At 43.1% G+C, this 13,605-nt stretch carries 10 protein-coding genes; 2 read left to right on the forward strand and 8 right to left on the reverse strand.

The window, feature by feature from the left end; genetic code table 11:
* Positions 1 to 268: 268 nt before the first annotated feature.
* Positions 269 to 2,521: a glycogen/starch/alpha-glucan phosphorylase gene (locus tag DXA60_RS11920; RefSeq protein WP_117921603.1), complete on the reverse strand. Its 2,253-nt coding sequence runs from the start codon at positions 2,519 to 2,521 to the stop codon at positions 269 to 271.
* 185 nt (positions 2,522 to 2,706) lie between these two features.
* Between DXA60_RS11920 and DXA60_RS11925 the strand changes: the two genes are divergently transcribed.
* A complete protein-coding gene (locus DXA60_RS11925; protein WP_117921494.1) occupies positions 2,707 to 3,606 on the forward strand; it encodes an AraC family transcriptional regulator in 900 nt (299 codons plus the stop codon).
* Between the two features lie 49 nt (positions 3,607 to 3,655).
* Here the strand turns inward: DXA60_RS11925 and DXA60_RS11930 are convergent, their stop codons facing one another.
* From DXA60_RS11930 to pap, 4 genes are all read right to left on the reverse strand, one after another.
* Positions 3,656 to 5,428 (reverse strand): GGDEF and EAL domain-containing protein, encoded by a 1,773-nt coding sequence (locus DXA60_RS11930; protein ID WP_243006866.1) that lies wholly within the window; start codon positions 5,426 to 5,428, stop codon positions 3,656 to 3,658.
* Positions 5,429 to 5,522: 94 nt separating this feature from the next.
* Positions 5,523 to 6,023, reverse strand: coding sequence for a phosphatase PAP2 family protein (locus tag DXA60_RS11935; RefSeq protein ID WP_117921496.1), 501 nt, complete (start codon positions 6,021 to 6,023; stop codon positions 5,523 to 5,525).
* Positions 6,020 to 6,475 carry a signal peptidase II gene (locus tag DXA60_RS11940; protein WP_117921498.1) on the reverse strand — a complete coding sequence of 152 codons (456 nt, stop codon included), beginning with the start codon at positions 6,473 to 6,475 and terminating at the stop codon, positions 6,020 to 6,022. The genes DXA60_RS11935 and DXA60_RS11940 overlap by 4 nt, the downstream gene beginning before the upstream one ends.
* Positions 6,476 to 6,575: 100 nt before the next feature.
* Positions 6,576 to 8,048: a polyphosphate:AMP phosphotransferase gene (gene pap / locus DXA60_RS11945; RefSeq protein ID WP_117921500.1), complete on the reverse strand. Its 1,473-nt coding sequence runs from the start codon at positions 8,046 to 8,048 to the stop codon at positions 6,576 to 6,578.
* A gap of 241 nt (positions 8,049 to 8,289) precedes the next feature.
* On the opposite strand from pap, the gene DXA60_RS11950 reads away from it, so the two are divergent.
* Positions 8,290 to 9,525: an EAL and HDOD domain-containing protein gene (locus tag DXA60_RS11950; RefSeq protein WP_117921502.1), complete on the forward strand. Its 1,236-nt coding sequence runs from the start codon at positions 8,290 to 8,292 to the stop codon at positions 9,523 to 9,525.
* A 116-nt stretch (positions 9,526 to 9,641) separates the two neighbouring features.
* Here the strand turns inward: DXA60_RS11950 and DXA60_RS11955 are convergent, their stop codons facing one another.
* The 3 genes from DXA60_RS11955 to DXA60_RS11965 all read right to left on the reverse strand — a co-directional run bounded on the left by DXA60_RS11955 (position 9,642) and on the right by DXA60_RS11965 (position 13,540).
* Entirely contained in the window at positions 9,642 to 10,268 is a 627-nt protein-coding gene (locus DXA60_RS11955; RefSeq protein WP_117921504.1) for a V-type ATP synthase subunit D, read from the reverse strand.
* Positions 10,269 to 10,308: 40 nt separating this feature from the next.
* Positions 10,309 to 11,694, reverse strand: coding sequence for a V-type ATP synthase subunit B (locus tag DXA60_RS11960; RefSeq protein WP_117921506.1), 1,386 nt, complete (start codon positions 11,692 to 11,694; stop codon positions 10,309 to 10,311).
* A 79-nt stretch (positions 11,695 to 11,773) separates the two neighbouring features.
* Positions 11,774 to 13,540 carry a V-type ATP synthase subunit A gene (locus tag DXA60_RS11965; RefSeq protein ID WP_117921508.1) on the reverse strand — a complete coding sequence of 589 codons (1,767 nt, stop codon included), beginning with the start codon at positions 13,538 to 13,540 and terminating at the stop codon, positions 11,774 to 11,776.
* Positions 13,541 to 13,605 lie beyond the last annotated feature (65 nt).

Here is a 13,605-nt window from a genome sequence, read left to right on the forward strand (position 1 = left end):
CCCCCAGAACCACCCTACACGAGGAAACTCATGTCACCCGCAAACCAATATTTATCAGATAACGCGTTCTATAAAGCAAAAAAGGAACCACAAAACCATTCTAAGTTTTGCGGTTCCCAATTAGGAAGAATTTGTAATTTAAATATTGTGAATTAACTGCTGCTCTGCAAGCCACATAATCGCTTACAAGATTTTACAAGACGCATGGCATTTTACGAGATGCATGGCATCTTACGAGATGCATGGCATTTTACAGATGCATGGCATCTTACAGATGCCAGATATCCTCATTGTACTGTGCAATGGTACGGTCTGATGAGAAGAATCCTGCCTTACTGATGTTGACAAGCATTTTCTTAGCCCATGTCATGCGGTCTTCGTAATCTGCGTAGATACGCTCTTTGGTTGCAACGTACTCCTCGAAATCCGGAAGAGTCATGAACCAGTCTTTATTTAACAGCTCATTGTAGAGACGCTCTAAGTTTTCTGCACATCCGACTGCTTTCATCTGGTCACTTACGATGAAATCGATCGCACGTTTGATGTTCGCATCATTCTCATAGTAGCTTCTTGAAACGTAATCTGCTTTCTCGTAGTGTCTGATAACTTCCTCAGATGATTCACCGAAGATATAAATATTGTCATCACCAACGAACTGATGCATTTCAACGTTTGCTCCATCCATGGTTCCGATCGCAACAGCACCGTTTAACATGAATTTCATGTTGGATGTTCCACTTGCCTCTTTGGAAGCTAAAGAGATCTGCTCATGGATATCTGCTGCTGGGATCAGTTTCTCAGCTAATGTTACGTTGTAGTTTTCTACCATCACTACTTTTAAGTATGGTGCGACTTCCGGATCATTTGCGATCAGTTCCTGTAAGCAGAGGATCAGATGGATGATGTCCTTTGCAATGATATATGCCGGAGCTGCTTTTGCACCGAAAATAACAGTGATCGGACGAGCCGGTTTCTTTCCTGCTTTGATCTCGAAATATTTGTGGATCACATAAAGAGCATTCATCTGCTGTCTCTTGTACTCATGTAATCTCTTGATCTGGATATCGTAGATAGAGTTATCATCTAATTCGATCCCCTGTGTTTTTGCAAGATAATTCTTTAACTCTGTCTTTCTTGTACCTTTTACTGCAAGAAGTTTCTTTAATACTTCTTCGTCATTTACATATGCGCCGAGTTTCTCTAACTCTTCTGCGTTTTTCTTAAATCCAGGTCCGATTAAGGATGTGATAAATTCGGTCATCTCCGGATCGCAGTGTAATAACCAGCGGCGGAATGTGATACCGTTTGTCTTATTATTGAACTTCTCCGGATAAATCTTGTAGAAGTTATTTAACTCTGTATTCTTTAAGATCTCTGTGTGCAGGTAAGCAACACCGTTGACGCTGTATCCGTAATGAATATCCATATGTGCCATATGAACACGTTTCTCATCATCAATGATTGCTACGGATTTGTCATCATATTTCTTTGTCACACGGCTGTTTAACTCATAAATGATCGGCAGTAACTGCGGAACCGCTTTCTCTAAGAAATGGATCGGCCATTTTTCAAGTGCTTCTGCTAAAATGGTGTGGTTTGTGTAAGCACATGTCTTAGATACGATATCGATCGCTTCATCCATTAAGATTCCACGCTCCATCAACAGACGGATCATCTCAGGAATTACCATACTTGGGTGTGTATCGTTGATCTGGATCACTGCATACTCATTTAATTTGTGAAGATCTCCGCCTCTTGCAAGTGTCTCATCAATGATCAGGCGCGCTGCGTTGCTGACCATGAAGTACTGCTGGTATACACGAAGGATTCTTCCCTTATCATCGGAATCATCCGGATATAAGAATAATGTTAAATTCTTTGCAATATCCTCTTTGTCAAAATCGATGCCGTCTCCAACCAAACTCTCATCCACTGTCTCAACATCGAACAGATGAAGTTTTGTGGTACGGTTCTCATAACCGATCACATCGATATCATATAATCTGGACTGTAACGTAAAACCGCCAAACTGAATCGGGTAAGTAACGTCTGTTTTTGTCAGCCAACTTTCTTTTTCAATCCATGGGTTTGGTGTTTCATTCTGCAGATTGTTTTTGAATACCTGTTTGAACAATCCGTAATGGTAATTTAAACCAACACCGTCACCGTTTAATCCAAGGCTTGCGATAGAATCAAGGAAACATGCTGCAAGACGTCCGAGTCCACCGTTTCCTAATGACGGCTCCGGCTCAACCTCTTCGATCTCAGCAAGGCTCTTGCCGTTATCTGCTAAAAGTTTTTTCACATCCTCGTAAATACCAAGGTTGATCAGGTTGTTGGATAATAATTTACCGATCAGGAACTCAGCGGAAATGTAATATAATTTACGTTTTCCCTGATTGCTTTCTTTTTCCTTAGCCATTCCTTTTGTCATCTCAAGCAGTGCATAGTAAAGTTCCTCATTTGTGCACTGTGAAATTTCTTTGCCACATCTGTTTGATACGATTTCCTGTAATTTCATTTTTTCCTCCATTCCAGCGCCCCTGCGCTGTTTTCATTATGTTCCCCAATTTTAATGTTTATGCTTGTTCCTGTTGTCCTGATTTCGCTTTTTTTCGCAAAATCATTGTTTATGATGTTATTATAGTTTCCATACTCACTTTTTTCTTGTAATATTGACTCAAAAAGTGGTACAATCCTATCATCATGAATATTTTAGAATATGAAAACTACCAGGAAAAAATTTCACATGGCGATCCTTTATTTCCTTATATCACATATCTCTGCTCAATTCCGTTAGATTTCGGGTATGTGCCGATGCACTGGCACGATGAGATGGAAATTATCTATATAAAAAAAGGAAAAGGCTCGATCACGGTCGATTTCGCCCAGCACATGGTAACTGCAGGAGACATTGCCCTGATTCTTCCGGGACAGCTTCACTCGATCGGGCAGTTTGAGTCTGAATCCATGGAGTACGAAAATATCATTTTTCACCCAAACATGCTGATCTCCAAGAAAACGGATACCTGTAATACGGATTTTTTAGTTCCGCTGATCTCCGGCAATGTCTCCCTGCCGCTTTTGTATACACCGGACAGTCCGCATTATGGGGAGATTTCTGCCTGTATCGATGCAAATGATGAGATATGCAAAACTTATCCGTCCGGTTATCAGCTTTTTATCAAAGGGCAGCTTTTTCTGCTGTTTTATACTTTGTTTCATAAGTGCAGCACAAAAGAACTTTCCGGCAAAGACCGCAGCAAGTCTTTAGAAAAAATGAAGCTGATCCTAAAATATGTAGAAAACAATTATATGGAAAAGATCACGATCGAAGATATCGCAAACGAAGTGGACTTAAGCCAGTCCCATTTTATGAAATATTTTAAAAATACCATGGGAACCTCTTTCGTCGATTATCTCAACGAATACAGGCTCACCATGGCATCAAGACTTTTGATCTCCTCCGACTCTTCAATCCTTGCGATCGCATCGGAAGTCGGTTTTGAAAATCTTTCTTATTTTAACCGTATTTTTAAGAAACGCTTCGGACAGACCCCCCGCGAATACCGCAGGCGGCAGTCGCCGGATACGGTTCATCCATAAGCCTGACATCCACTGTCAGGCTTTGCGCCTAAGATCCTGTCATGTCCGATCACGCAGTAAGATGAGCAGCAGCCACCGCCGGCCCAATCAGATTCTCATAGAATTCTTCTGCCGGCTGTGGTCTGCCGAATAAGAATCCCTGGATATAATCCGGATCTAACTCTGATATCTTTTTAAACTCACTCTCTGTCTCAATTCCCTCAACACAGAGCGTCAGCCCAAGTTTGTGCGTCATCGTGATGATCTGTGTCATCAGATCGTGTTCGTACTGGTTATTTAATGCTTTTAATGTAAAGGAACGGTCGATTTTGATATAATTCGGTCTTAGATCACCAAGACAGTGAAGATTGGAATATCCTGTTCCAAAATCATCTAAAATTACAAGTACACCGTTTTTCTTTAATCCATCCCACAGTTTTTTGAAATGTGTATTAGAATCCAGATAACCACTTTCTGTCAGCTCAATTCCTACTGCGGACGGTTCAAGTCCGTAAAGACGCAGTGCTGTCAGTATCTCTGTCAGAACACGGCTTTTCATGACCTGCACATAGGACAGATTGATATTAATCCTGAAATCAGGAATATATTTCTGCCATCTGCTGCAGGTTGAGATTGCCTGATGAAGCATCCATTTTCCTGCCGGAATGATCAGACCGGTTTCCTCCAGCAGCGGAATAAATTCTACCGGAGAGATACGCTCCCAGCGGACTGTATCTTTTGCCCCGTTTTCATCTTCCTTTACACATACCACTTCTTTTTCAGACTCTCCCGCCTGAATTTTTTCCGGCATGGAAAAACGCATCAGTGCCTCTGCACCGACCAGCCGGCGTGTCTTTGTGTCCACGATTGGCTGATAATAAGTCGCAAATCCCTCAAATCCATGATTTACTGCATGATGAAGCTGGCGTGTGATCTGTTTCTTCCGTAGAAAACTGTCATAATCTTCCTTCATAAATATATAACAGCGGTTCTTTCCCAGATCTTTGGCAGTGTTAAGAGCATACTCGGACAATTTCATGATATTTTTGTATGTTCCGGATGTCTTTGCTGTATCGACAGCCCCCGCAGATATGGTAAATACAGATTTATATCCATTTTCCTCAATAAATACGTCAAGACTCTTCCGGATTGCTTTATAGAGTTCCGTTGCTGCTTCCATATCACCACCGGAAAAATCAACAACCATGAACTCATCTGCTAATACACGGTACAGCTTCTGCCCCGGTTTGATGTTAGCGCTGATACAATCTGCCGTACTTTTTAAGATATAATCGCCATACTCCATTCCGAAGTCACCATTGATATCCCGAAAATCATCAATGCCAATACGAAGGAAAAATCCATCCGGCAGTCCGTCCCCAAACTGCTCCACATAAGCCGAAAGGCTCGATTCACCAAGCAGTCCGCTGACATTGTCTGCCTTTTGTTTCTGACCGATCTCATTGATACATCCAACCAGAAAATGTGGTCTTCCGTCAGCGTCATTTAACACACGCCCCCTGCAGTTGATCCAGACCGGATGCCCCTCACGGTCTAACCACCGGTAATGCATATTATGAAAAACAATCTCCCCATTCATAATACGGTTAAACTCTTCATCCAGACGCGGCTGATCTTCTGTGTACACAAATGTATGATGCTCTTTTGCTGCATTGTCAAAAGTTTCTCCCGGTAAAAGGAAACGATCTGTCGCATGTTTTGAGATCTTATAAAAATCTTTCTGCAGATCAAACACATACAGATAATCGTCCATACACGGATTAAACAATTCCACGATATATTCCATCTGTTCTCTTGAAAAACTATTCATCATCGTGTCCATCTTCTACTCCATTTCTGCAAATCCAAAAAATTTTCATTTACAGTTCGTTGTTTTTATTTTTCCAAAAATATATGGTAATATTCGTTTACTATCGCTAATACGGAAGCAGATAATATCCAAGTACACCGCTTACAATCCCCACTGCTGCGCCTGCTGCGACATCGAGTACCGTATGAACGCCCCCGATCACCCGGATCACTGCGATCAGGATCCCTGTCACTGCAAGTATACAACCTGCCACCGGATTCTTTACAAATACCGTAACAGCAATCACAAATACAGAAAACACATGACGGCTCGGAAACGATTTTCCACTGGTATCCTTGTCTAACACCGGCGGAATGCCGTATTTTTCATAAGGTCGCGGTTCATTGATAATCTTACGTGACACCGACACTACCACAAATGAAACCGCCGGTACCAGTACCGCCTGCAGCAGGAAAGTATCTCCTAAAAAAAACAAATACAGCAGATAAAGCGGATAACTGAAAAAAACGATCCCTGTAAAAATCCTGTTTGCCCAGACGATCCGGCAGATTTTTTTTTTATCCTGTAAAAAGTACCCCATCATCTTCCGGTAAGTCTGCTGCGTCATGATGAGACCTCACTTCCCACAACCGATAAAAATGCACCGATAAAAATACAGAAATCTGAGATATTAAATATGATCCCACGCAGCCACTTCGGTCCAAAATTAAACTTCACATAATCAACCACATACCCTCTGGTATAACGGTCCAGCAGATTATTTAGCCCTCCACCGACAAGTAAAGATGCACCTGTCTTGCTCAGACGGTGCCCCGGCATACGAAGCAGGAAATAATATAAAACTCCGACAAAAAACATGATCACCGTATGCAGCGTGCGCATTACACGAGGCTTTTTTGCCAAGAAATTAAGTGCAGCCCCGCGGTTATAATATTTTTCAATCAGAATCTTATTCCGCCGCCTCGGATGCACCACATATCTGGCATATTTTTTATCCATATGGTGCTTGATCCACAAATCAGAACCAAATACAATCCCTGCTAGTAATATATATGGCATGCAAATCTCCATTTCTAAACAATCTGTTGTGTCTGTTGTATTTCTTCCTATTATAATGCTTTTGTTTCAAAAAGGAAAGTACATAACCATATTTTATTTATCACTTTCCAAGTGCCTTTTCCAACTCTTCGATCACGATCTTAAGTGCCTTGATCCTTGCATACCGCTTGTCTACCGACTCTAAAATATGCCACGGCGCATACGTGGTACTTGTTTTCTGGATCATTTCATTGACCGCATCTTCATACTGATCCCATTTTTCACGGTTGCGCCAGTCCTCATCTGTGATTTTCCACTGCTTCTGCGGTGTATTCTGCCGCTCATTGAAACGTTCCAACTGCGTATCCTTATCGATCTGCACCCAGAACTTGATAATGACAGCGCCCCAGTCGTGCAGCTCTTTTTCAAACTCATTGATCTCGTTGTAAGCACGTTTCCAGTCATTTTCACTGCAGAATCCCTCAAGGCGTTCTACCATGACTCTGCCATACCAGGTACGGTCAAAGATCGCAATATGCCCTGTCTTTGGCAGCCTTGTCCAGAAACGCCAGAGATAATGTCTCGCTTTCTCGTGCGGCTCCGGACTTGCGATCGGATGTACTTCATAGCCTCTTGGGTCCAATGCGCCTGTGATCCGTTTAATATTGCCACCCTTTCCTGCCGCATCCCATCCCTCGTATGCAATGATAACCGGAACCTTTTTACGGTACAGACGGTTATGAAGTTCTCCTAATCTGTGCTGTAATTGTTTCAGCTCTTTTTTGTACGCATCTTCTTCCATCGTCTTATCCAGTGGAATCTCAGATAATAACGGCATTTTTTTCATGGAAAATACATTCTGTAAGATCGGTACTGCCATCGCATTATTGGCAAGTGCCACATCAATTCCCTCTGTCAGAATCTCAAGTGCCTGCAGCTCTGTCCATTTTTTTGATTCTGCATCAATGATATACCATGGTGCCGACGGCAGATTCGTTTCCTTTAAATAGGAATCAAATGCATCTGAGCATTTTTCATAGTGATCATTCTGCCAACGGTCATTTTTACTGACACGCCATCTGGTATCCTTCTCCTTCGACAGATGCTCTATACGTTTTTCCTGCTCAGATTTGGAAATCTGCAAAAATAATTTCACAACAAGATAACCGTTGTCTGTCAGCTGACGTTCGAACCGCTTGACACTCTCAATACGGTGCGCATATGCCTCATCGCTGATCTTTTCGTGCAGTCTTTCTTTCATGATCTCGTCCATCCAGCCGGAATCTAAGAAACTGAACTTGCCGTTTTCCGGAATCTTCACAAAATGACGGTACAAAAACGGCTTTCTTTTTTCCTCCTCCGTCGGTGCTGACATTGATTCTACCTTAAAAAATCGTGGATCGATATTTTTGATGATCTGACCGATCAGAGAACCTTTGCCTGCGGTTCCCCAGCCTTCGACCAGCACAAGTACCGGCAGTCCGTGTTCTTTTACCTTAAGCTGCTGCTCCTGTAATTTCATCCGTGCATCCTTAAGCCGCCCCTCTAATTTCTCATCCGACGGACGCTCTGGTTTTTCCCATTGTTTTAACATGCAAAACCCTCCATTCTTTCATGTTTTATTTTCACGTTCATCCAGTTCTTCTTTCTTTAGTTTTTCACATTCATTCTGAAATATCAAGCATTTTCATATTTTTTCAAAAAATATGTTTTCTGTTTATTAATTGTAAAAAAATGTGTCTTTTTTCACAGATTTATAGTATAGTAAAGATAGATAAATATTAAAGTTTTGTATGGTTTTTCCAACAGGAATCCATGCTATAAGGAGAACGCCTATGCTGGTTACATTAATACCCCTATTTGATGAAAACATAAAAGTCAGCGCATATTCTCTATATACGCAGAAAGCGAATTTCCTGCTTCACCCAAATCTTTTAGGAAGCGGAAGCAATGACGGTGCCGCCCAGATTGAAGGGTTCGAACTGATCTTAAATATGGGGCTTGAAACACTTTCCCCTGCAAAAGAGATTTTTGTTCCGGTCAATGAAATATCGATCTTTTCCGATATTCCTGCACAATGCGGTCTGCCACACGAATTTTTCGTATTACTGCTAAAAGGAAATATTCCATGTACACCAATGTATATTGACCGTGTAAAAGCGCTCAAAGAGATGGGATACCGTTTTGCCATCCGTAAACTTCCTGTATCAAGCTATGAGGCTTATCATGATCTGCTCACACTGATGGATTATGTCATGTTAGACTGTGAACAGATCGATATCAGTAAAGCCCGTATTTACTTTAATCAGGTTTATCCGGATATCAGACTCTGTGCTTCAAACATAACAGATACAGAGACCTTCGATGCGATCCGTCAGGATAAGAGCTGCTGCCTTTATGAGGGAAGTTTTTACAGACTGCCTGTCACAAAAGGAACACACAAGGTAGCTCCATTAAAGATCAATTACATTGAACTTATGAATCTGGTCAATACAGAAGACTTTGACCTGACAAAAGCAGCAGACATTATCGCTCATGACACTGCGCTTGTCATCTCACTTCTTCGTATGGTCAATCATATGGCTGTCAACTCGGAGATTACTTCTATCCGGCACGCGGCTGCCATGCTCGGACAGAAAGAGTTGAAACGCTGGATCAACACAGCCGTTGTCAATCAGTTGTGCTCTGACAAGCCAAACGAGATCACGCGTTTATCCCTGTTACGTGCAAAATTTGCCGAAAATCTCGCTCCTGCATTTGAACTTGGCGGAAAGGCTTCCGAACTGTTCTTAACCGGACTCTTCTCCGTGCTTGATATTATCCTCGACAAACCAATGGAGGAAGCACTATCCCTTGTCAAGGTTTCGCATGACATTGAAGATGCACTCATCCGGCAAAGCGGCATTTTTGCAGAACCGTTATATTTTATCAAACAGTACGAGGCTGGCAACTGGTCTGAAGTTTCAAGACTTATGATCTTAGAAAATCTCGATACACAGACCGTATATGATGCCTATATTGATGCCCTGAAATGGTACCGCGAGCTGTTTTCCGATACCTACCGGAGCTGATGCGCCAGGCATTTCGCTTCTTATAAAAATATGGGTGCAAAATCTGGTTCATAACTTAAAGACTGTCAAATTGCACAATCATAAATTCAAAATCCAGATTTTGGCACCCATGTTTTTTATTTTTCATTCTTTATCCGGTTTTTCTTTACAACTTTCTGTCTTGTGAATTCTTCCCTCTCTTTTTCTTCCAGATACTCCTGTATTTCACGCGACAATTTTTCATATTTCGGAATCGTAATATTCGATAGCGCATTTGCACGCTTCTGTGTTTTTTTTATATTATATGCAAGACGGTAGGCAGAATTTTCAACCTCTGCAAGGCGGATGGTAAGCTCTTTTACCTTTTCAAACTGCTGACATGCCTCATCTAACGACATTCTTGTATGATAAAAAGAATACGCAGGGGTCTGCTTGTTTTTTTCATACTCTACCTTTGGAATCTCCGTACCCATGACACTGCGGCGCTTGATACGGATGGAATTTTCCACCGGAACTGCCTTTGCGATCTGTTCTACCTGATGGATTCCCATCTGGATATTGGCTTTCTGCAATGCCTGATAGGCATTGGAAAATGTCTCATCGATCTGACTCTGGATATCCGACGCTTCCGTAATTAATTCCATCAATTCCCGGATCAAGATATTTCTTTTTTTATCCATCAGATCGAATCCCTGTCTGGATAATGCAAGCGCATTTTTTGCCAGTATGAGGTTTCCTTTCGTCGGAAACGTATTCGGATCCATGCGTCATCCCTCCCTGTAAAAAAATTTGCGGTGAACAGAATTATTCTTCCCTGTCCCAGTACTTTTCAAGGATCTTTGTATCAATACGGTCTAACTCTCCGCGTGGCAGAATATGAAGCAGTCTCCATCCGATATCAAGTGTCTCTGCCATTGAACGGTTCTCATCTTTTCCCTGCCCGATAAATTCTTTTTCGAAAGCTGTACCAAACTTTAAATACTGTTTATCGGTATCGGAAAGTTCATCCTCACCGATAACACTTGCAAGATCTCTCGCCTCGCCGACACGGGCATAGGATGAAAAGAGCTGATTGGCAAGATCCTGATGATCCTCTCTCGTGTATTTTTCACCAATGCCGTCTTTCATCAGACGCGACAAAGACGGCAGCACATTGATCGGCGGATAAATATTTTTCTGGTGAAGTGATCTTTCAAGTACGATCTGACCCTCGGTGATATAACCGGTAAGATCCGGGATCGGATGCGTGATATCATCATTTGGCATTGTCAGAATCGGGATCTGTGTCACAGAACCGGCCGATCCTTTTACGATTCCGGCTCTCTCATATAGAGCTGCAAATTCACTGTAGAGATAACCAGGATATCCTTTCCGGCTTGGGATCTCACCTTTCTGTGCCGATACCTCACGCATTGCCTCCGCAAACGATGTCATATCCGTCAGTATTACAAGAATATGCATATTTTTTTCAAACGCAAGATATTCAGCAGCAGTCAGAGCCACCTTCGGCGTGATCAGACGCTCTGCGACCGGATCATTGGAAAGATTTAAAAACATTGCAACATGATCACTTACACCACATTCTGCAAAACGCCGTTTAAAATATTCCGCCACGTCATATTTTACGCCCATTGCCGCAAACACGACTGCAAACGGCTCATCCTCATTTTCCCCGTCTCCTAAACTTGCCTGCTCTACGATCTGGGCTGCAAGCTCGTCATGCGGCAGACCGTTACCTGAAAAGATAGGAAGCTTCTGTCCACGGATCAGTGTTGTAAGACCATCGATCGCAGAGATACCGGTTCTGATATAGTTTCTTGGATATTCCCTGCTGCACGGGTTCATCGGCTGACCGTTCACGTCGCGTACAACCTCGGCACGTACTGCCCCAAGCCCATCAACCGGCTGTCCTAAGCCGTTAAACGTCCTTCCTAAGATCTCCTCTGATAATCCCACACAAAGTGGTCTGCCGGTTAACCTTGCATGCGTATTTAAAAGAGACATTTCCTCCGTGCTCTCAAATACCTGAACGACTGCATAATCATCATTGATCTCTACAATGCGCCCTAATTTTTTCTGTTTTCCATCCACGACCAATTCCACGATCTCATCATAGAAAGCACCTTTTACGCCTTCCACAGCAACTAACGGTCCATTGATCTCACTTAATCCCAGATACTCAATCGCCATACTAATCTCCATTCCTGCACTGCCCTCAGCGCATCTTAAGTTCGTGCGCAAACACAATTTATGCGTAGTCAGCCGCCTTTTATGCGTTTTCTGCCATCAGATGCTGATAAAATTCTTCAATTCTGTCATCATACAGATTCAGCTGTTCTAACTTGTCATTTGCCACATCATATTTAATGGATATGATCTTCTCAAATATATCACTTTCGCGCAGAAGCGCCATCGGCATATTCCGGTCGATCAAGGCTTTGCACCGGTCATACAGATGAAGGATGATCTCCATCATGCGAAGCTGTTTTTCCATCGGCACATAGGTATCTTCCTTATGGAATGCGTTCTGCTGCAGGAATCCAAGCCGGATCACACGTGCGATCTCAAGCACCAGCTTCTGGTCATCCGGGAGCACATCACTTCCGATCAGCTTTACGATCTCATTCAGACGATTTTCCATGGTAAGCAGATTTAAGATCTCATTCCGGCACTGTACAAATGTCGGTCCGACATTCGTCTCATACCATGCTGTCAGATCCGGAATATATTCGGAATAACTGGTCAGCCAGTTGATCGCAGGATAATGTCTCGCATAGGCAAGTGATTTATCAAGCGCAAGGAAACAGCGGACAAACCGCTTGGTATTCTGTGTGACCGGTTCCGAAAAATCGCCTCCCTGTGGGGAGACTGCTCCAATGATCGTCACACTTCCATCCGAACCATTTAGATTTTTCACATATCCGGCACGCTCGTAAAATGCAGAAAGCCTTGATGCTAAATATGCCGGGAAACCTTCCTCTGCCGGCATCTCCTCAAGTCTGCCCGAAAGCTCACGCAGTGCCTCTGCCCAGCGCGATGTGGAATCTGCCATGATCGCCACATGATATCCCATATCACGATAATATTCTGCCAGTGTAATGCCGGTATAAATACTTGCCTCACGTGCTGCTACCGGCATGTTGGAAGTATTTGCGATCAGTGTGGTACGATCCATCAGAAGGTTGCCGGTCTTTGGATCGTTTAACTCACCAAATTCCTCTAAAACGTTGGTCATCTCGTTTCCACGTTCCCCGCAGCCGATATAAATGATAATATCTGCATCACACCATTTTGCAAGCTGATGCTGTGTCATGGTCTTTCCTGTTCCAAATCCTCCCGGCAATGCCGCCGTACCGCCCTTTGCAATAGGAAAAAGTGTATCTAAGATACGCTGTCCCGTCACAAGCGGTCTGTCTGCCGGATACCTGTCTGATACCGGGCGCGGTTTACGGATCGGCCACTCCTGTGTCATGGTAAGTTCTCTTGTACTGCCATCCTCCGTCTGTATCGTAACGATCCCGTCACAGATTGTATATTTTCCATCCGGTTTTACAGTTGTTACCGTCCCAGATACTCCGGGCGGAAGCATCACACGATGTACGATCGACTTTGTCTCCGGTACCTCTGCAATAACAGAACCTTCTTTTACCTGATCACCAGCCTGTACCGTGATGTGCGTCTCCCAGAGTTTCTCTCTGTCCAACGCATCCGCCTGCGCACCTGTCGGGATAAATGCCCCGCTTTTTTCTGCAATCTTCTGCAGTGGACGTTCAATACCGTCAAAGATATTATTTAAGATTCCAGGAGCTAATTTTACACTGATGGCACTGCCGGCACCGATAACTTTTTCCCCCGGCTTTAACCCGGAAGTCTCCTCATACACCTGAATCGTCGTTTTCTCTTTCGTCAGCCGGATCACTTCCCCGACTAAATGTTTCTCTCCGACATATACCATCTCATTCATTTTATAACCGAGATTTCCCTGTATCGTGATAACCGGTCCGTTAATCCCATATATCTTTCCTGTTATACCCATGTCTGATCCTCTCACTACTATCCGTTTTCAGGCAGCCTATTGCTGCAAAATATTCCTGCAAATCA

It is taken from the genome of Roseburia sp. OF03-24, from assembly GCF_003463035.1.
Taxonomy (GTDB): Bacteria; Bacillota; Clostridia; order Lachnospirales; family Lachnospiraceae; genus Roseburia; species Roseburia rectibacter.

Excerpts from the sequence above, each read along its gene's own strand:
- DXA60_RS11920 (WP_117921603.1), bottom strand. The coding sequence starts at position 2,521 with ATGAAATTACAGGAAATCGTATCAAACAGATGTGGCAAAGAAATTTCA.
- DXA60_RS11925 (WP_117921494.1), top strand. The coding sequence starts at position 2,707 with ATGAATATTTTAGAATATGAAAACTACCAGGAAAAAATTTCACATGGC.
- DXA60_RS11930 (WP_243006866.1), bottom strand. The coding sequence starts at position 5,428 with ATGGACACGATGATGAATAGTTTTTCAAGAGAACAGATGGAATATATC.
- DXA60_RS11935 (WP_117921496.1), bottom strand. The coding sequence starts at position 6,023 with ATGACGCAGCAGACTTACCGGAAGATGATGGGGTACTTTTTACAGGAT.
- DXA60_RS11940 (WP_117921498.1), bottom strand. The coding sequence starts at position 6,475 with ATGCCATATATATTACTAGCAGGGATTGTATTTGGTTCTGATTTGTGG.
- pap (WP_117921500.1), bottom strand. The coding sequence starts at position 8,048 with ATGTTAAAACAATGGGAAAAACCAGAGCGTCCGTCGGATGAGAAATTA.
- DXA60_RS11950 (WP_117921502.1), top strand. The coding sequence starts at position 8,290 with ATGCTGGTTACATTAATACCCCTATTTGATGAAAACATAAAAGTCAGC.
- DXA60_RS11955 (WP_117921504.1), bottom strand. The coding sequence starts at position 10,268 with ATGGATCCGAATACGTTTCCGACGAAAGGAAACCTCATACTGGCAAAA.
- DXA60_RS11960 (WP_117921506.1), bottom strand. The coding sequence starts at position 11,694 with ATGGCGATTGAGTATCTGGGATTAAGTGAGATCAATGGACCGTTAGTT.
- DXA60_RS11965 (WP_117921508.1), bottom strand. The coding sequence starts at position 13,540 with ATGGGTATAACAGGAAAGATATATGGGATTAACGGACCGGTTATCACG.